The sequence below is a fragment of the Streptomyces sp. GMY02 genome, from assembly GCF_019056675.1.
In the GTDB taxonomy this organism is placed as follows: Bacteria; Actinomycetota; Actinomycetes; order Streptomycetales; family Streptomycetaceae; genus Streptomyces; species Streptomyces odonnellii.
Window position 1 is genome coordinate 8378579 of the sequence record NZ_CP077658.1, and the last position, 19098, is coordinate 8397676.

Genomic DNA, 19098 nt, shown 5'->3' on the forward strand with positions numbered 1-19098 from the left:
CTGGACCTCTTCGGCCCTCCATATGGCGGGCGCTTCCGTCTTCGCCCTGTCAGCAGCGGCCAGTGTCTGAGCCCGTACGACGAAGGCACGGAAGCCAGCGGCATGGAAGTCGGCACGGAAATCGACCAAGGCCGCTGTTCCGGCGCCCCCGATCAGGAATTACTGATCAAACTGATCCCGCCCGCGTGAGGCGTCCCACAATGCGCGCCCACCATTCCGCGCACGTTTCCCTCAACTGCCGCATCGGCTGAAAACCCCCTCCTGAAGCAGTCAGTCCACCACCAGACTCGTGCGCCACGAACGCGATTCAGGAATCACAGCCGTTTACACGGCGGCCCCTGCGTCATGACGGCCCGCGCCGGCCGGAGACCTGGCGGGGCCACCGCATCAGAGCACCACACCCAGGTCGTACAACGGACGACGAGAGGAAACGAAGTGAAAACGGAACTCGGAATTCTGCTGGCGGTTATGACTGCCGTGACCGCCGGAGCAGCCGCTTCCGTCGTTGCGGTCCCGGAGGCATCGGCGGCTCCACGGACGGTCACGGCATTGTCAGAGCTGACCATGACCAAGTCCGGCAGCATGAACCAGCGAGTGACACTCGAGTGTGATCCCACAGGAGGTACCCACCCCACGCCCGAGGACGCCTGCACCAAACTCGCCGCCGTCAAAGGCCAATTCGACCTCCTGCCGAGAACACCGGGCGTCGCGTGTCCCGGCAACTACGCGCCGGTCACAGTCACCGTCACCGGCCACTGGGAACTACAGCCGGTGAACTTCACCAAGACTTACACGAACAATTGCCATGCTGGGGTCGGCAGCGACTACGTCTTCAGATTCTGAAAAACCAACGGCTTCTAGCTTTCGCTGCCATGGCGCCGCCATAACCTGCCTGAACGCTTCCGCGACGCCGGGCCCGGCCGGGCTGAAGGGCTGCTGCGTAAAGAGTGAACGCTACCCGGCAAAGAGCCTCGCTCACTGTACTACCGCACGAACCTGACGATGCGGCAGCTCGCGCCGCTATTCGGCGTCTCGACCGCGACAGTGTGCCGGGTCATCCTGCGGCTGCGGTCCCTGCTGGCCGTCGAGCCGCCCGCCCGGCTGACGCGGTGCTTGGTTCCGAGTTGGGTGCGGCAGTCAGCTGGGGGAGGGGGCCGTGGGCGAATGGACACCGAACGGACTACTGATCGCCCGCCACCAGCGTTGACCAGGAAGACCGTTCGCTGTGAATCCGTGATCGTACGGCTTCCGCCGTGGCTCAGGACGGGCTGGAGAGTCTGGGACAACTGAGCACGGGTCACGATGATGCCGGTCAATGTGGCGACGATCGCCGCGCACGTGGGCGCGTCAGGCAAGGTGAAGCGCCAGGGCCATGTGCTGCGGTCTATCCCTCAGCCTTGGATCAGCTTCGGGTTCTGCGAGGAGGACGGGCGGGAAGGCGAGGAACCACGTCCTGCTGCCCGCTCTGCCGGAGAGTCCGCGGCCACGGTCACGGACTAGGCACTGTCCGGCGGATCATGTGGCCGTGATGGCGCCAAGTTAGTTCTCGCGGGCCGGACTGCGCCCGGGTGCGGGGCGTTTCTGCCCCTCGGGCATGGGCAGGACCGCCAGTGCGGTGTCTGCAATGTTCCGCAGCGTCTCCGGGTCCAGGCCGGCCTTGCCTACCGCCTCGATACCTCGGACCACCGTCAGCAGCAGTGCCGCCAACCGCTCCGGATCGGCAGCGCCATCGATGTCACCGTGACGCTGGGCGGCGCTGATCTCCGTCCGCAGCAGGGTCAGCAGTGCCGTCATGGTCTCGGCCGACCGTCCGGCGACTGTCGGATCGTGCTGGGCCAGTTCCGCCGCGCCCTTGGCCAACAGGCACCCGCGGCGTTTGGTGTCGGAGGCGGTGTTCTCCGCCATGAGGTGCACGTATTCCGACAGCCGGGCCAGGGCCTCTGCGTCCGGGCCGCCTGCCAGCCGGGCTTCGGCCACCTCGACGACTGCGGTGCACCAGTCGCCGAACACACGGTGGAACAGCTTGCCCTTGTCGCCGAATGCGCCGTACAGGCTGCCCTTGCCCAGGCCGGTCGCCCGGGCGATGTCGTCCATCCGGGTTCCCGCATAGCCCGTCGCCCAGAACTGTTCCCGGGCCCGCTCCAGGACTTGGCGTTCGTCGAATGCGCGTGGTCTCGGCATGGCCTCAGCCTATCCATTCTTGACTCGATCGTCCATTACTGCCTACGTTGTGGACGATCCATTCCACAACTGAAGGGGTTCGACATGCCAGGCGTGCTGCACGAGAAGGTCGCCGTGATCACCGGAGGGACCAGCGGGATCGGGCTGGCCATCGCCCACCGCTTCGTCCGGGAGGGCGCACGGGTCTTCGTGACCGGCCGGGACATCGACCGCCTCGAAGCGGCAGTCAAGGAGATGGGCCCTGCGGCCACCGGCGTACGATCCGACGTCTCGGTCCTGGCCGACCTGGACGCGCTCTACGCGCGAGTCCGCGAGGAGGCCGGACGCATCGACGTGCTGGTGGCCAACGCGGGAATCGTCGCGGACGCCGCGCTCGGCGCCCACACCGAGGCGAACGTCGACCTGACGCTCGCCGTCAACGTCAAGGGCCCACTGTTCACCGTCCAGAAGGCGCTTCCGCTGCTGGCGGAGAACGCCTCCATCCTGGTCGTCGGCTCGAGCAACAGCGTGCGGCCCAATGAGCAACTCGAGGTCTACAGCGCCTCGAAGGCAGCGGTGAGCAACCTCGTGCACAACTGGGCCCGGCAGTCACGGGAGCGCGGATTCCGGGTCAACGTGCTCAGCCCGGGACCCACGCGGACCCCTGGCCTGCTGGGCGCCGCAGGGCCGGACGTCGACCGGTTCGCCGAGGCCGTTGTGCCGCTGGGGCGGCTGGCCGACGCCGAGGAAATCGCCGAGGCCGCCCTCTTCCTGGCTTCGGACGCCTCGTCGTTCGTCACCGGCGCCGAACTCTTCGCCGACGGCGGCTACACCCGGGCCTGAACCACGGCCGGTGGTGCGCATCCGCTTCCCTCGAAGCGATGGGGCGCACTCCCGGCCGCGAGTGTGCGTCGCACGAGGCCCAGTGCGCCGGGAGCAACGAGATCGTGGCCGCGGCCTCTTTGGATGACGTCGGCCGCCACCCCGGCTGCCGCTCCGGCAACGCCAACCTCCGCTGGATGCTCATCCATCTCGTCGAGGAGACCAGACGGCACGCGGGACATGCGGACATCGTGAGGGGACTGCTTGACGGGGCGAAGGGGTATTACCAGGTCTCTTCTGTGGGTCGCGACCGGAGCCAAAGTCGGATCGAGGCAATGGTGACGGTGCCGTAGAAGGCGTAGGCGCGTTTGTCGAATCTCGTCGCCACAGCCCGGAAGCTCTTGAGGGCATTGATCGTCCGCTCTACCTCGTTCCGGCGTTTGCAGATCGTCCTGTCGAAGCCAGCGGGCCGACCGCCCCTGCCGCCTTTGTGCCGTCGGTTGGCTCGCTGGATCTTCGGTTCGCGGATCGTGTGCTTGATCTGGCGTTGCCGCAGGTAGCGGCGGTTGCGACGGGATGAGTAAGCCTTGTCTCCGCCGAGGTGGCCAGGCCGAGTCCGCGGTCGCCCGCCATCCCGGCGGGCGACACGGACACGCTCCATGACCGGGATGAGCTGCGGAGCGTCGCCCCACTGCCCCCGGGATGATCAGCAAGGCGAGTGGGCGGCGTCCGCCCTCACCGGCAAGGTGGATCTTGCAGGTCAGGCTGCCCCGTGAGCGTCCCAGGCCCTCATCGGGGCGGTGCTGCAGGGGCGTGTGTCTTCTCCCGGAAGCCACGGGGTTTCTTATCTGCTCCCGCGGCGTGTTGGTGGGCCCGGCCCACGCTCACCATGGACCAGTCGATGCGGCCTTCCGCGTCAGCATCGGCGAGGACAGCCGCGAAGAGCTTGTCCCATGTGCCATCCGCTGACCAGCGCCGATGCCGCTCGTACATGGTCTTCCACCGACCGAAACGCGCAGGCAGATCCCGCCACGGTACCCCGGCGCCCTGCCGGAACAGAATCCCATTGATCACCTGCGATGACTCTCCCAACGGCCCCAGCGCTGACCGGACTTCGGTAGATGCGGCTTCAGCCATTCTTCATTTGTGAGAATCTCCCCGCCCCATGGGCATGCCAATGAACTGAGGCTGGGGCAGTCACAAGATCCGCCGGACACCCCCTAGGGCCGCCTTCACCGCTGCTGGCGGCACCGTCCCACTCGAAGCCATCGCCCGCGACGCCGACGTCGGCATCGGCACGCTGTACCGCCACTTCCCGACCCGAGAGGCCCTGGTGGAGGCCGTGTACGCGGCCGAACTCGATGATGCCACCGGCAGCGTTCCAGCACTGCTCCGGCAACTCCCGCCGGACGCGGCACTGTACGCATGGATGGAGCGCTACGCGGCCTTCGTCGCCACGAAACGGGCGATGGCCGAGACGCTCCGAGCCGGCTGGGCCTCAGGGCGGATCGCCACACCGGCCACCCGGGAACGCATCACCGCTGCCATCGCCACGATCCTGGCCAGCGGGGCCGAAGCCGGCACACTGCGCACCGACGTCGACCCGCAGGACATCACTGTGATGCTGATGGGAACCCTCCTCGCCACCACGGGCGGTGACTCCCCTGGGCAAACCGGACGGCTCCTCGACCTGGTCATGGACGCTCTACGGCCGAAGACGGCCCACTGACCCGCGCCCCGCCCCAAACGGTTGGCCAGTGTTGGCGGCGGCTTGCGCCGACTTCGGGAGTCCCGGGCCTGCGGGGGCTTGTTGGTGCCGCTTCTGGCCCTGTGCACGGCCCAAAGCTTGGCCCACCGGACGTCCGCAGAGTGGTAGCAGCGGGGTGGGCCCTCCCTTTCGCAGGGCGGGCCCACCCCGTTCGCGGACGACGGTCCCTGCGGGCCTACGAAGCGAGCACGGACAGTGAGACCACCCGCGCGTCGTGCGTACCCCGCTCACCGACCGTGAGTGCCACATAGCGCGCGCTGCCCTCGGCCGTCAGCGTGCCGGTGCGGCTCTTGACCCGCAGGGCTCCCACCGTTGTGTACGTCAGCCCGTCCGCGCTGAACTCGACCTTGGAGGTCGGGATCCGGCCGCTCGTCCAGGCCACCCGTATCTCACCGACCGGAACCACCGCCCCCAGGTCCACCACCATCCGGCCCTTCGCGCCCGGATTCCAGGAGGTGTGCGGATCACCGTCGACCGCACCCGCCGGATCGGACATTCCGGACGGCAGGGGCGTCGTCGGGAACGTGACACGCCCGAGCGCGAGATCCGGCAGCGGGTAGCCGGTGACGCCCGGTACGGACACCCTCTCCGTACGCCCACGGCGGATGTCGACACGCACGCTCCGGCCTCCGGGCGCCGTGAGGACGAGCCGGCACGGCGGCCCCGAGAACGTGACCGTCGCCGCGTCGACGACCTCCGCGCGCACCCCGACAGGGATGCGCGAACGCGTCTCCGACCGCAGAGTGAAACGGGCCGGCGCGATCGAGGCGGACGCGGCGGCCAGCTCCGCCACATGGTCGGTGCCGGTCGCCGTGACGGTCTGGTCTCCGGCGTACAACTGGAGCGTGCGGGTGTCCTGCGCCACGGACACGGTGGTCTTCACCGCGGCGGCCGACAGGTTGAAGAGGCTGAGGTGTCCTCCGGCGACGCTGGCCTTCACCGCCACGGCCGCGGCCACCGGAGCCGGGCGGGCCGCGGCAGCCTTTACGTCCGACGCCGACCCTCCCACGTACCCCTCGACCACGATCGGCTCGGCCGGTCCGTCCGAGAGGACGAGGATGTCGCCGGAGACGGTGAGGGGGTTCTTCGCGCCCCGAACGACAAATCCGGCCCGGCCGTCGACGCTGACCCAGCCGCCGCTACTGGTGATGTCGGGGCGCGGATACCTGATGAGATCGGTCCACGCCTTCCCGTCCGCGGAGCCCTGGATCACGTAACCCCGTCCCGCGGCCGCCTCCCAGCGCAGTGTGACGCGGTCGAAGCTCCGCGCCTCGCCCAGGTCGACGGCGAGCCAGCTGTCCGCCTTCGGACGGTCGGCGACGGAGACGGCCCAGCGGGTCGTGAGATCGCCGTCGACGGCGAGGGGCGCGCCCTTGCCGGTGTCCGCGGAGGAGGCCGTCGCGGTGGCGCCCCGTGCCAGGTCGGCGCCGTCGGCGCCGTCGCGCACCTCGACCGCGTACAGCGAGTACCCGTAGCGGGGATCGGGGCTGATGCCCTGGACCCGTAGGTGACGGTACGACACCGGGGTGAGGACGAGGTCGTCGGTGCGCCCGGTCGTCGGAGGCGGCGCGGTGCCCGCGTCCTTGGCCGCGACGCTGGCGCTGCCCTCGGCGGTGGTGTACGTACGGCTGCCGTCCAGCCCGGCGATGCCCGGCATCGTCAGGTTCCGCACCTCGATGTGGCCCTCGCCCGCCGCCGTACCGCTCGTCGCGTAGACGACGTCACCCGACGGCAGGGTGGTGAACCCGGCATGGCCCGTGCTGAGTGTGAACACCGTGGCACTGCCGTCGAAGCCGTCACGGACCCGGCTGTAGGTGGCGATGTTGCGTGTTGTCACGCTGCCCGCGACCGAGGGCAGGAACATCGGAGTGTTACCGCTCAACGCGAACAGCCAGTCGTCATGGGCCGGTTGCCAGCAGAACTTGACGAAGCCCGGCTTGCTGACGGACGCGGCCCAGGCTGCGGGGGACTGGTGTGCCACCAGCCCCGGGCCCGTGCCGAAGTCCTTCACACCGCTCGCCCGCGCGAACAACTCCTCGTCGGTGAGAGGACGGACCGCCGCACCCTGCCCGGCCCGCCATTCGTGGAGCAGATAACTGATGGCGACCTCGGCGCGGGCCTCCGGCTCGTACTTGGGCTCACCGGAGAACTTGGTGAGCCGGTACGCCGGCGCGTACGCCTGGTAGGCCGCCAGGCGCTCGGCGAGCGCGGCCTCGGAGCGGGCCGCGGCCCGGTCCCCCAGCACCTGGGCGAGGAAGGCGATCGGAATGACATCACGTCCGTACAGGTACTCACGGTCGTTGACCATCGGCATCAGCGGTTCGCCGGCGTCGCTCATGACGGTGAGCAGGGTGTCCCAGAGCGGACCGGCGTTGGGCTGCGCGGTCAGCACCTGGGGCAGCGGACGTCCCGCGGCGATGAAGTGGGCCGCGTTGCGTCCCGACGTACGCCACAACTCCGCCTGGTAGTGCGGACCGAAGGAGTTGTGGTTCTCGACGATGAACGTGTCGTACAGGTTCTGCGCCGTGTTGTCGCTGATCGCGACGCCGTCCACGAGGGCGGGATTGGCGCGGTCCGCGACCGGAAGGCCGGCCTCGTTGCGGCTCCACCGGCCGAAGGAGGCGCTCCAGGCGTCATGGCGGGGGTCGTCGGCGGCCCAGGCGAGGCCCGGCGCGAGCGACTGGGCGTAGACGCCCATCTCCTCCAGCTTCGTGTCGCCCACGTGACCGCCTGTGAGGCCGTTGGGCGTCCAGGCCGCCGGAGGCGGGGTCGTTGGCCGTGCCGAGCGCCGTCGTGTACGCGGCCTGGGCGCGGACGATGGTGTCGACGTTGGTACGGGTCGTGTCGTCCAACTGGTCCCACAACAGCCGGGCGGCGAGCACGAAGTAGAGCTGGAAAGTGGTGTCGAAGAACAGGGTGCGGCCCCATTCGGAGCCGCCGGTGAGGCGGTTCGACGCGGCGAAGTGCGTGAGGGTGGCGAGGGTGCGCGAGCGCAGGGTCTCCTTGTCGATCCCGGCCCGCTCGGCGTCGTAGGTGCCCCGGGTGAGCAGGAGGGCGTGGCCGAGGACCACCGCGAAGCCGAAGTCCTTGGCGGTGTAGTGGCCCTTGGCCGCGTCCCACTGCGTCTCCGACCAGCGGGTGTGCGTGAGCAGCGCCTGATGGTAGGCGGCGGCGACGTCGTCCGGGGGCACGGTGTGGGGCACCTGCTTGTGGCGGTCGGCTGCCGAGGCGGGTCCGGCCTCGGCGAGGGAAAGCGGCACTGCGGTCAATGCGGCGGTCAGGCCGGCGAGTTGGGCGAAACGGCGCCTGTTCAGTTCGGCCGGTTGATGGGTCACGCGCATGTACCTCCTGGGGCACGAGGCTTCGACAACGTTGTCAAGCGCGCTCATTCTTAGACCAGGCAGCCGGAACGTCAAGGAGTCCGACTGGTCTCCGCCCAAGGCGGCTTCGTCGGCCCATAGGTGTTTTGCCCGCTCCGCCTTGAGCCGTCTCACGCACGTCGATGACATCCATCACGAGAAATCGCCGGGCTGTGATGACCACCCGGTGTGACCGTTGAGAGCGGCCGAACCGGGATGAACGTTTTTCGAATTCCGGACAGTACACCCCTTGACTTCATGGCCGGATCTGGATGACTGTTGCCTCCGTACGCAAACCGGTTTGCAGCGAAGGAGCACAGATGGCGGAGACGGGTGGCGCGCCCAAGGGGGTTCCTGGGCAAACCGGTTTGGAGGGCGACCGGCTCAAGGGGCCCGCGACGATTTCCGATGTCGCCGCACGGGCCGGGGTGAGCAAGACGACGGTCTCCCACGTCCTGTCCGGACGGCGGCCCGTCTCCGAGGCCACCCGCCGCAAGGTGACGCGGGCGGTCGAGGAGTTGGGGTTCCAGCAGAACTTCTTCGCACTCGGCCTGTCCGGCCGCCGCAGCCAGACCGTCGCCCTGGTCGTCCAGGACCTGACCAACCCGTTCTACCCCGCGCTCGCACGGGGTCTCCAGCAAGCTGTCGGCGGGCGGGACTACGTCGTCCTGCTGGCGGACGTCGGAGCGGGCACCCCGCCGATCGAGGCCTTCCTCAACGAGGCCGTACAGCGCCGCGTCGACGGGGTGGTCGTGGCCGCCGTCGACGTACCGGACCGGCTGCTGGAACCTCTGCTCGCTTCAGGGGCCCGTGTGGTGACCGTCGGCTCGCCCCGGCACGGGACGTCGACCGACGTGGTGTCCTCCGACGACGAGAGGATCGCCGCCGACGCGGTCGCCTACCTGCATGCCCGGGGTCACCGGAACCTGGGCATCATTTCCGGTCCCGTCCGGGTCGCCCCCGGTTCCGCCCGCCTCGACGGTTACCGGCAGGCTCTGCGTGACCATGGCCTGCGGCCGTTGCGGGCGGCCGAGGCGGTGGGGGACTGGACGAGGGACTCCGGGGCCAAGGCGATGCAACGGCTGATGGACCTGGAGCGCCGGCCCACGGCGGTGTTCTGCGCCAACGACCTCATGGCGATCGGCGCCCTCGACACGGCCCGTTCGCTCCGCCTGTCGGTTCCCTCCGACGTCGCCGTCGTGGGCGTGGACGACATCGACGCGTCCAGTCTTGTCAGCCCTTCCCTGACCACCGTCCGCGTTCCGGCCCAGGAGATCGGGCGGGTGGCGGGAGAACTGCTGCTCGCCCGTATGGACGCCCCTTCCGCGACGCCCCGCCGCGTGCTGGTCCAGCACCACCTTGTTCACCGTGAATCTGCCTGAGGAGCTCACCGCTCGTGCACGACGTACTTGACCCGCGCGATCTCGTCCCCGACGAAGCCGAACAGCTTCTGTCATCGGGGTACGCGGCGGAGGAGTTGCTGGAAGCGGCCCGTCGTGCCGCCGCGGCCGACGACCTCGCGGAACTGGCCTCCATCGCGGCGGCGCTCGCCGGACTGCGGCGCCCCGCCGGCTGGGACTTCGACGAACCGTCCGACGCCGAGGCGATCTGGGCGGCCCTCGCCCCGCCGCAGCCCGCCAGGCCCGTCGCCGAGGAGGAACTCCCCGGCCGCCTGGCAGGTGCCTGGCTGGGACGGTGTGTGGCGAACACGATGGGCAAGCCCGTCGAGGGACTGACACGGGACGAGGTCGGCGTCTACCTGCGGGCTGTGGGCCAGTGGCCGCAGACCGGCTTCATCCCGCTGCTGGACGAGCTGCCCGCCGGGGTCAGCCACCTCCACGAATCGGCACCCTTCGCCGCGGCCGGCCGCTTCGACGCCGTCCCGCGCGACGACGACCTGGACTGGACCATCCTCGGCCTGCACCTGCTGGAGACGTACGGGCGCGGCCTGACGACCGAGGACATCGGCCACGAGTGGCTCGACCGCATGCCCTTCACCCAGACGTTCACGGCCGAGCGGGCGGCGTACCGCAACCTCATCCGTGGCCTGCGTGCGCCGGAGACGGCCACCCACGACAACCCGTACCGTGAGTGGATCGGTGCGCTGATCCGCACCGACATCTATGGCTACGTCCAGCCGGGCGACCCGCGTGCCGCGGCCGGGATGGCGCTGACCGACGCGGTCCTGTCACACACCGCCAACGGGATCTACGGTGCGATGTGGTCGGCCGCACTGGTCGCCGAGGCCCTGGTCTCCACCGAGCCGGTGGGCGCCCTGCGTGCCGCGCTGACCGTCGTCCCACCGCGTTCCCGGCTCCATGTGAGCCAGGCCGGTGTGCTGCGTCTGTTCGAAGAGGGTGCCACCGCCGAGGCGGCGCAGCAGTGGATCGACGAGGAGCTGGGCGACTACAACTGGGTGCACACCGTCAACAACGCCGCCATCATCGCGGCGGCCCTCCTGTGGGGTGAGGGCGACTTCGTCCGTACGGTGGCTCTCGCCGTCGGCGCCGGCCGTGACACCGACTCGACCGCGGCCACGGTCGGCAGTGTTTTCGGTGCCCTGCACGGGTCCGACGCCATACCCGCCAGGCTGGTGGAACCGACCGGCGGAGTGGTCCGCAGTGCCGTACGGGGCTTCGACCGCATCAACGTCACCGAACTCGCCGCACGGACGAACGCCGTCCGTGTCGCCTTCGAACAGGAAGTGCACGCATGACCGCCACCCGCAGGATCGTGATCGACACCGACCCCGGCCTGGGCGAACCCGGGTCCGACATCGACGACGGCCTCGCCATCGCGCTGGCCCTGCGTTCGCCCGAGCTGACCGTCGAGGCGCTGACCGTCGTCAACGGCAACGTCGACGTCGACACGGGCGTCGACGTCGCGAGGCGGCTCAGCGAGCGCCTGGGCCACCCGGACCTGCCGGTTCTGCGCGGCGCCGACCGTCCGCTGCTGCGCGACATGGCTCCCGTCCGCGCGCTGTTCGACGACGTCGTCGGAGACCACCCCGCCCGGACAGCGGCGGAGGACCGGCTCGGGCCGACGGCCGACCTCACGGCCGCCGAGTACCTCGTGGCACTGGCGGCCGCGTTCCCGGGCGAGATCACGGTGGTCGCCATCGGCCCGATGACCAACCTGGCGCTCGCGCTGCGCCTCGATCCGGCGTTCGCCCGGAACGTGGCGGAAATCATCATGATGGCGGGCTCCGCCACCGGATACGCCCAGAACATCACCGTCGTCGGCGACTTCAACGCCTACGTCGATCCGGAGGCCCTCGCGATCGTCCTGGCCAGTGGCGCCAGGCTGCGCATGGTGGGCATCGACCAGACGTCCCGGGTGCGGCTCACCCGCGACGACGCCGCGGTGCTGTCCCGCGGCGACTCCTTCGGCCGCTGGGCCGGAGAGTGCGCGCTGGCCTGGATCGAGTTCCTGTCCAGGGCCTTCCCGTTGCGCGAGGAGCACCGGGACGCGTGCTTCCTGCACGACCCCCTCGTCGTGGCGGCCTTCATCGACCCGTCGCTGTGCACGTGGGCCGACGCCCACGTGGTCACAGACACCACCAGTGAACTGGCCCGGGGCCTGGTCGTCGCCGACCGTGGCCTCGCCCTCGCCCCGCCACCCGGACCCCCCAACGCCTCGGTCGCCGTCGACACCGACGTGCCTGGCTTCGGCCACCTCTTCCTCGATCGCCTCACCGGTACTTCCGCCCGCGATTGACCGCAATTCCATGACCGTCAGAGAGGACCGTCATGAAGCTTCCCGCTTTTCCACGCCCTGCCCGGGCGGCAACACAACTCGCAGTCGGGGCGATCGCCGTGGCCCTGCTGGTCACGGGCTGCGGTTCCGGGACCGGTTCGTCCGGCGGCGGACAGCAGCCGGTCGGCCTCACTTCCGCCGGCGCGCTCAAGGATCCGGCCGAGCCGGTCACGATCAACTACGCGGGCGCCGCGTACTCGGCCGACGACATCAAGCCGGTGCTCGCGGCCTTCCACAAGGAACACCCGAACATCACCGTCAACTACCAGGCGGTCCCGTTCGACCAGTTCAACAGCGTCCTCAGCACCCGCCTGAGCCGCAAGGACCCGACTCTCGACGTCTACGACGTCGACATGCCCCGTACCGACGCGTACCAGGCACGGGGCTGGCTCACCGACCTGTCCAAGGCGTTCCCGGACATGGCCGGCAAGGTCGACAAGACGTCACTGGACGCCGCGACCAGCGACGGAAAGCTTGTCGCGATACCCTTCCAGACGTCGAGCCAGCTCCTGTACTACAACAAGGCGCTGCTCAAGAAGGCTGACGTTCCCTTCCCCTCGGCGAAGCCCGCCGACCGGCTCACCTGGGAGACGGTCACCGCCGACGCCAAGAAGACCCAGCAGGCCGGCGCCAAGTACGGACTGGTGTTTGATCAGGTCAACCGGTACTACCAGTTGCAACCCCTCGCGGAGAGCCTCGGCGGCGGCTCGGGCGCCGGCGGCGACAAGAACCTGACTCCCGAACTGCAGACCGCGGGCTGGGAGAAGTCGATGGACTGGTACAGCTCGCTGTTCAAGGACGGGATCTCTCCTCGCGGCGTGCCGGTGGCACAGACTCCTGACCTCTTCGCCTCGGGCCAGGTCGCGTTCTTCCCCGGCGGCCCCTGGTGGGGCCCCAAGTTCGCCGCGAACTCCAAACTGGACTTCGGTGTCACGGCCTACCCCTACTTCGAGGGCGGCAAGGCGGTCACCCCCACCGGCGGCTGGTCTCTCGGGCTGAACCCCGCGAGCGAGAAGGCGGTCGCCTCCGAGATCTTCATGAAGTTCATGGGGCTCGACAACGGTGGGTTCGCCCAGTACATGCCCAGCCTCGCGGTACCGCCCTCCAACACGGCGGGCGCGGCGAGCTTCTACGACGAGAAAATCTTCAAGGACCCCCGCATGGCGGGCGCCGTGGACCTGACCACGTACGAACTGGCCAACACGGCCACACTGCGTGCCAGGACCACCGGCTACGTCGAGTTCGAGGACACACTGTCCAAGACCTACGAAGACATCAGTAACGGCGCCTCCGTGAAGAGCGCGCTGTCGTCGGCCACCAGCACCATCGACCAGGCGTGGGCGAAGTACCGCTGACCATGCGAGCCGACCGGCCGGGGCGAGCCGATGGAGCCTCGGCCGGCGAGAGGGACAACCCGCAATGACACTGACAACACGCCTCCCGGAGAGCAGCGAGGCGAAACCGTCCCCACTCCCCCGGGGAACACTTCAGCGGCGCAGGTTTCTGGGCAATCTCAGCGCGGCGGCGATTTTTCTGACACCCGTGCTCGCGCTTATCGTCGTGCTGCGGCTCATGCCTGTCATCCAGGCCGTGAACGACGCCACTCACACGAGCCTGCCCGGCAGTACGCTGCCGCCTCGCTTTGTCGGGCTGGACAACTTCACCGCCCTGTTCTCGTCCCACGCCTTCTGGTCCTCAGTCCAGCAGACTCTGGTCTTCAACGTCATCGTCAACCCGTTGCAGATCGTGCTGGCACTGGCCCTCGCGTTGCTCCTCACCCAGAATCTGCCGGCCACCGGTATCTGGCGCACCCTGATCTTCCTGCCCGCAGCGGTCCCGATGACCGGCTCCGCGGTGGTGTGGGGGATCGCGCTGCGCCCGGACGGCCCTGCCAACGCGGCGCTTGCGTCGGTCGGCATCCACCAGCAGCCCTTCCTCACCGGACAGGGACAGGTCCTCGGGAGCATCATCCTCATCGCGAGCTGGATCGGCGTCGGATACTGGATGATCTTCCTCATCGCCGGACTCAACGACATCCCGACCGTGTACTACGAAGCGGCCTCCATCGACGGAGCAGGTCCCATGCGCCGGTTCTGGTCGGTGACGCTTCCCCTGCTCCGCCGGCCACTGCTGTTCGTCCTGGTCGCCGACACCGTGTCGAACTTCGTCCTGTTCGCGCCCATGCAGATCCTGACCGACGGGGGACCGCAGGGAAAGTCCAACTTCCTCATGTACGACATCTTCCACAACAGCTTCGAGCTCTCCGACCCGCATACCGCCGCGGCGGAACTCCTCGTGCTGCTCGCCCTGATGATCGTCATTGTCGCGGTCCAGTTCCGGCTGCTGCGCAGCGCCGAGGAGAGCTGATCATGACCCGCACCCGCACCCGCACCCCGGTTCCGAACCCTGGCGTCCACACGACCCCGAAACGCAGCCGCACGGGCCGTGTTGTGCTGACCGTCATCGCCCTCGTCGTGGCCGTGGCGTTCCTGCTGCCGGTCCTCTGGCTCATCGCCAGCACGTTCCGCAGCTCCGCCGAGACCTTCGCCACCAGTTCCTCCATGAACTGGCACATGCTGTGGCCCGCTCACTGGACGCTCGACAACCTTCATTCGGCCATCGACAACGGCTTCCTGCGCAACCTCTCCAACAGTGTGATCGTCGCGGCGGTGACCGTCCTCCTCGGCATCGTGATCTCGGCGATGGCCGCGTTCGCGCTGGCGGTCGTCGACTTCCCCGGTCGCAAGATCGTCTTCGGTCTGGTCGTGCTGAGCTTCCTCGTCCCCTTCGAAGCCATCGCCATCCCCTTGGCACACTCGTTCAGCGACTGGGGCCTCACGAACAACTTTCCCGCCCTGGTCCTGCCCGGACTCGGGAACGGGCTGGCGGTCTTCACACTCCGTCAGTTCTTCCTGGGCATCCCGCCGGAGCTGGCCGAGGCCGCCCGCATGGACGGCGCGGGGTGGCCCCGCATCTTTCTCAGGATCTATCTGCCACTGACCCGCCCGGCGCTCATCGGTACCGGTCTCATCCTGTTCCTCTTCCAGTGGCAGGCCTACCTGTGGCCCATCCTTGTCACCACCAGCGACAGCAAGGACGTGGCGCCCGTCGCCATCGCCAAGACGTTCGCCGCGTTCAGCAGCGACTACGGGCGCGTCTTCGCCGAGACAGCCGTACTGGCTGTCATCCCCGCGGTGATCCTGCTCGGCCTGCAGCGCTACTTCGTCGCATCGGTCGCCACCACCGGGAGCAAGAATTGACCCACGTAGCCGTTGTCGGATCCGCCAATCTCGACCTCGTCGCCCACACCCCCCGCCGCCCGGCCCCGGGCGAAACCGTCCTGGGCGGCGCCTACCGGCAGCACCCGGGCGGCAAGGGCCTCAACCAGGCGGTCGCCGCGGCGACCCTCACCACGACGTCGTTCGTCGGCCGCCGCGGCTCCGACGAGGCCGGCCGGGTGCTGGCTACCGAGCTCGTACGGCGCGGAGTCGACACGTCCCACTTCCTCGCCCTGGAGGGGGCCAGCGGGCACGCCCTGATCACCGTGACGCCCGACGGCGAGAACAGCATCGTCGTGCTCCCCGAGGCGAACCACCGGCTGCTCCCGGACGATGTCACCCGTGCCCTGGACACCCTCGCCCCGCAGGTGGTTCTCACCCAGCAGGAAATCCCGCTCGCAACCACCGAAGCCACTGCACACTGGGCGCAGACACACGGCGCACGGCTGATGCTCAATGCCAGCCCCAGTACCACTCTTCCCGGCGAAGTCCTCGCCCCGGCGGATCCCCTCGTGGTGAATCTCACCGAAGCACACTTCCTGACCTCCGCCGACACACCGTCGGATGCCGCGAAGGTCTTTTCACAGCGGTGTGTTTCGGTCATCATCACCCTCGGTTCCGAGGGATCCCTTGTCGTGGAGAACGGACGGACGACCCACCTTCCCGCACCCCGGCTCACAGCGGTCGACACCACTGGAGCGGGCGACATGTTCGCCGGAGTCACGGCGGCTCACCTCGCCCTCGGAACCGGCCTCGTCGAAGCGGCACGACAGGCAACACAGGCAGCAGCCAAGGCCATTCAGACACCGAGGTCCAGCCGATAGGAGCATCGCGTACGTCGGCACCGCCGCCCCATCACTGTCACCGCGTTCGGCAGCGGGGTGGCACCGACACGATGGGCCGCTGTGAATCTCCCGGGTAGATCACGAAACCGTACCGAAGTACTAGCTCCCCGCGTCCTCGCATCTGCAGGTCGGCCGGGACACCGACAGACGGGCTTCGACGGCGTCCAGGGCTTGGCGGGCAGCGACGATCTGGGCACGGAGGGCTTGCTCCGATTCATCTGCGTGGGCAGATGGTCCGACGACGGGCTGTTGGGCTTCTGCGGCCTCCAACTCCTTAGCTTCTTCAAGGGAGTTGACGACTACACCGATGAGGAGGTTGACCAGGAGGAACGAACCGAGAAGGACGAAGGAGCCGAAGTAGAGGATGGTCCACCGGGAGATCTCCAGGCCCGCCCGGACCGCGTCGCCGAGGCCGTCGAGTGTCATCAGGAGAAAGAGGGTGAGGGCCGCACGACCGAGCGAACCGTAGTGCTCGGGAGCGTCGTCGGCGAAGAACACCCACCCGACCATGGCGTACACGTACAGCAGGAGCGTGCCGACGAGCAGGAAACTGACGGTTCCCGGGAGGCTCTTGCCCACAGCCACGATCACGATGCGCAATTGAGGCAGGAAACGGGCGGCCCGCAGCACTCGGGCAAGGCGCAGGAGCCGGAGCACGGTGGCGTTCTCACGGGCGAACGGCATGAAGGCCAGGCCGACGACCAGCAGGTCGAAGACGTTCCAGGGATCGCGGAAGAAGTCCCTCGGGCGGTCGGCGTGGGCGGCGACGCGTACCAGTATCTCGGCGGTGAAGGCGACGAGAAAGAGATGCTCGATGGCCTTCAGGGCGTTGTGCCATTGATGCACGACACCGCTGTACGTCTCGATCCCCAGCAGGGCGGCGTTGGCCGCGATGAGGCAGAAGACAGCCGTGGTGAACGCTGTGGAGTCCACGATACGGCGACTGCGTTCCGCGAGGGCGCGCCGTAACGCTTCGGTGGTCTGTCCGGGCATGGGTGATTCGTTTCCTCGCAGACCTGTTCCCGCTCACCAACAGATATGGATCTTAAGGGGTGCTGGTGTCGGCCGTGCGAGGCAGCGAGGCCCGGCCCCTGGCTGTGCCGCTCAGCGGCCAGGGGCGGCGCCCTCCCTCGGTGACTGGATTGTCCATTTCGCCGCGAAAGCACGTGAATGGAGCATGAAGTAGGAGTTAATTCTGAGAATTGAATGAACAAACGCATTCCCGAGTGCTTCCTGGGCACGGGCTCGGGATGGACAGCACTCCGACTGCACGAGGACCCGGTTCGGACAGACCCGTCGGAAACGTCGCAGGGCCACCAGGCCGCGCCGGTTCCGGCGTCCGGACCGGTGGCACCGTGACCCTGGCCCCGCCGCGGCCGGACGACCGGCGCGTCCGGGGTGGGCACGGATTCCCGTCGGCACTGGGGAAGGGCCGGGTACGGGGCGTCGACGGACTGCGGACCCTGGCCGTCGTCCTGGTCCTGGCCTACCACTTCGTACCGGGCCCACTGCCGGGCGGCGCCTTGGGCGTGGACGTCTTCTTCACCATCAGTGGATTCGTCATCACCCGGCTGCTGCTCGCCGAGTTCGCCCGCACCGGTGCCGTCGGTATGCGCTCGTTCTACTGGCGGCGCTGGAAGCGGCTCGTCCCCGCCCTTCTGGTGGTCTGCGCAGTGTGCGCCGTCCTCGCGGGCACCACGCAACTCCGGGGCTTCGAGGACGCGTGGACGTCCATAGCTCTGTCCGCCACGTTCCTGGTCAACATCGTCCGGGCCGCCCAGCCCGGCCTCTACACCGACGAAACCGCACTCCTCGGGCACACCTGGTCGTTGGGCGTGGAGGAGCAGTTCTACCTGCTCTGGCCACCGTTTCTCCTGCTCCTCCTGCTCCGCTTCAGGCCCCGCACCGTACTGCTGTGCGCTGTGGCGCTCTGCCTGCTGCCGGTGCTCTGGCGCTGTGTGCTGTGGAGTCCGACCGCGGCGCACCGCATCTACAACGGCACCGACACCCGGGCCGACCAGTTGCTGGTCGGAGCGCTGCTCGCTCTGGTGGTCGCCCGGCTCGACCCGGAGGACCCTCGGCTGGCCGCGTTGCGGCGATGGGCGGGCCGACTGGCTTGGCCGGCGATGGGCATGCTGGCTTTGATCGTCTGGCAGGTACCGATGACCGGCACCAGCACCTGGACGGTGCCGTGGTACACCGTGGGCTTCCTGGTGACAGCCGTCCTCTCTGCCACGGTGGTCGCGGCGCTGGAACTCCGGCCGCTCAGCCTGCTCTCCCGTGTTCTGTCCCTGGCCCCGCTCGCCTGGACCGGGCGCAACCTCAGCTACGGCCTCTATCTGTGGCACTACCCCCTCGGCCGCCTGATGGCCGGCCTGGGCCTGGACACTTGGCATGTACCGGCTGCCGTCGCCGCCACGTTCGCGGCGGCGCTGGCCTCCCACTATCTCGTCGAGAAACCACTCACCCGCCGCAAGCGCCCGCAGACGGCGACCACTTGACGACAGGCACCGCGGAGCGCCCGGACCCGAGAATTGCCACGGCAGCTTTGACCGGGGCATGGGCATCGAGGAGTTCGTACAGGGAGACCAGGTGGGCGTGGAGGAAGTCCAGCTCGGCTCCCGACCAGGGTCGTCCGGTGAGTTCGGCGACCTCCTTCTTGCCCGTCGCTGAGCGCCGGCCGGGCCGGGACAGCAGGTGGATGGCGTCGGCGCAGATGAGTCCGAGTGTCGTGCGTGAGATCCAGAGAAGTGCGTGCATCCCGGCGCGGGCGGCGGCGTCGGGGGCGGCACCGGTGAGGAGGTTCCCCGCCGTGACATCGATGCCGAAGATGGTGTTGTACGGGGCGTAGTGGGTGGCGACGAGTTGGTTCTGGGCGAGGGGGACGATGGTGTCCGTCTCGAAGGGGTAGACGATCACCGTGGCCACGGCCAGCAGCAGTCCGCACACCACTGCGGGAGCGACAGTGCCGATGGTCCGGCCGATCCCGGTCGTTGGTACGGGCGCCGGGAGCGGCAGGATGGCGGCACCCATGAGTGCCGGCCCGACCGTGACCGCTCGGCTGGAGGACCAGTGCTGTTTGCACCAGGCGGTGATGTGGGTCTGGCCGG

General features: G+C 68.6%; 14 protein-coding genes and 4 pseudogenes. 13 read left to right on the forward strand and 5 right to left on the reverse strand.

From position 1 onward, the window contains the following. The first annotated feature begins 435 nt into the window (after positions 1-435). Positions 436-843, forward strand: a complete 408-nt coding sequence (locus KQY30_RS35290) for an SSI family serine proteinase inhibitor (protein WP_217310549.1) — start codon at positions 436-438, stop codon at positions 841-843. A gap of 138 nt (positions 844-981) precedes the next feature. Then, positions 982-1092, forward strand: a pseudogene (locus KQY30_RS35295) (transposase family protein); the annotation flags it as partial. Between the two features lie 447 nt (positions 1093-1539). Here KQY30_RS35295 and KQY30_RS35300 read toward each other — a convergent pair. After that, on the reverse strand, positions 1540-2181 hold the full coding sequence (locus KQY30_RS35300; protein WP_217310550.1) for a TetR/AcrR family transcriptional regulator: 642 nt from the start codon (positions 2179-2181) through the stop codon (positions 1540-1542). 84 nt (positions 2182-2265) lie between these two features. On the opposite strand from KQY30_RS35300, the gene KQY30_RS35305 reads away from it, so the two are divergent. Both KQY30_RS35305 and KQY30_RS35310 read left to right on the forward strand, forming a co-directional pair. Next, positions 2266-3003: an SDR family NAD(P)-dependent oxidoreductase gene (locus KQY30_RS35305; protein WP_217310551.1), complete on the forward strand. Its 738-nt coding sequence runs from the start codon at positions 2266-2268 to the stop codon at positions 3001-3003. Positions 3004-3041: 38 nt separating this feature from the next. Continuing rightward, a pseudogene (locus tag KQY30_RS35310) lies at positions 3042-3269 on the forward strand (DUF664 domain-containing protein); the annotation flags it as partial. Here the strand turns inward: KQY30_RS35310 and KQY30_RS35315 are convergent. Beyond that, a pseudogene (locus tag KQY30_RS35315) lies at positions 3266-4136 on the reverse strand (IS5 family transposase). The pseudogenes KQY30_RS35310 and KQY30_RS35315 sit on opposite strands and share 4 nt — an antisense overlap. 50 nt (positions 4137-4186) lie before the next feature. Here KQY30_RS35315 and KQY30_RS35320 point away from each other — a divergent pair. Further along, positions 4187-4711, forward strand: a complete 525-nt coding sequence (locus KQY30_RS35320) for a TetR/AcrR family transcriptional regulator (protein WP_217311513.1) — start codon at positions 4187-4189, stop codon at positions 4709-4711. A 214-nt stretch (positions 4712-4925) separates the two neighbouring features. On the opposite strand, the pseudogene KQY30_RS35325 reads toward KQY30_RS35320, so the two are convergent. Continuing rightward, positions 4926-8120 (reverse strand): annotated as a pseudogene (locus KQY30_RS35325) (discoidin domain-containing protein). 309 nt (positions 8121-8429) lie between these two features. Here KQY30_RS35325 and KQY30_RS35330 point away from each other — a divergent pair. The 7 genes from KQY30_RS35330 (at position 8430) to KQY30_RS35360 (ending at position 15967) form a co-directional block, all read left to right on the forward strand. Further along, positions 8430-9491, forward strand: a complete 1062-nt coding sequence (locus KQY30_RS35330) for a LacI family DNA-binding transcriptional regulator (protein WP_217310552.1) — start codon at positions 8430-8432, stop codon at positions 9489-9491. Positions 9492-9505: 14 nt separating this feature from the next. Next, on the forward strand, positions 9506-10825 hold the full coding sequence (locus tag KQY30_RS35335; protein WP_254407482.1) for an ADP-ribosylglycohydrolase family protein: 1320 nt from the start codon (positions 9506-9508) through the stop codon (positions 10823-10825). Beyond that, positions 10822-11826 (forward strand): nucleoside hydrolase, encoded by a 1005-nt coding sequence (locus KQY30_RS35340; RefSeq protein WP_217310553.1) that lies wholly within the window; start codon positions 10822-10824, stop codon positions 11824-11826. Before KQY30_RS35335 ends, KQY30_RS35340 begins: the two co-directional genes overlap by 4 nt. A 32-nt stretch (positions 11827-11858) precedes the next feature. Further along, entirely contained in the window at positions 11859-13220 is a 1362-nt protein-coding gene (locus KQY30_RS35345; RefSeq protein ID WP_217310554.1) for an ABC transporter substrate-binding protein, read from the forward strand. A gap of 187 nt (positions 13221-13407) precedes the next feature. Next, positions 13408-14232: a carbohydrate ABC transporter permease gene (locus KQY30_RS35350; protein ID WP_217310555.1), complete on the forward strand. Its 825-nt coding sequence runs from the start codon at positions 13408-13410 to the stop codon at positions 14230-14232. A 2-nt stretch (positions 14233-14234) separates the two neighbouring features. Beyond that, complete coding sequence (locus KQY30_RS35355) at positions 14235-15125, forward strand: carbohydrate ABC transporter permease (protein ID WP_217310556.1); 891 nt, start codon at positions 14235-14237, stop codon at positions 15123-15125. After that, entirely contained in the window at positions 15122-15967 is an 846-nt protein-coding gene (locus tag KQY30_RS35360; RefSeq protein ID WP_217310557.1) for a ribokinase, read from the forward strand. Before KQY30_RS35355 ends, KQY30_RS35360 begins: the two co-directional genes overlap by 4 nt. Positions 15968-16087: 120 nt before the next feature. Here KQY30_RS35360 and KQY30_RS35365 read toward each other — a convergent pair whose 3' ends face one another. Then, the gene (locus tag KQY30_RS35365; RefSeq protein WP_217310558.1) at positions 16088-16981 is read right to left on the reverse strand and encodes an ion transporter; all 894 of its coding nucleotides are present in this window, start codon (positions 16979-16981) and stop codon (positions 16088-16090) included. Positions 16982-17343: 362 nt separating this feature from the next. On the opposite strand from KQY30_RS35365, the gene KQY30_RS35370 reads away from it, so the two are divergent. Then, the gene (locus KQY30_RS35370) at positions 17344-18489 is read left to right on the forward strand and encodes an acyltransferase (RefSeq protein ID WP_254407483.1); all 1146 of its coding nucleotides are present in this window, start codon (positions 17344-17346) and stop codon (positions 18487-18489) included. Here KQY30_RS35370 and KQY30_RS35375 read toward each other — a convergent pair. Next, positions 18452-19021 carry a hypothetical protein gene (locus KQY30_RS35375; RefSeq protein ID WP_217310560.1) on the reverse strand — a complete coding sequence of 190 codons (570 nt, stop codon included), beginning with the start codon at positions 19019-19021 and terminating at the stop codon, positions 18452-18454. The two genes, KQY30_RS35370 and KQY30_RS35375, sit on opposite strands and share 38 nt — an antisense overlap. Positions 19022-19098 lie beyond the last annotated feature (77 nt).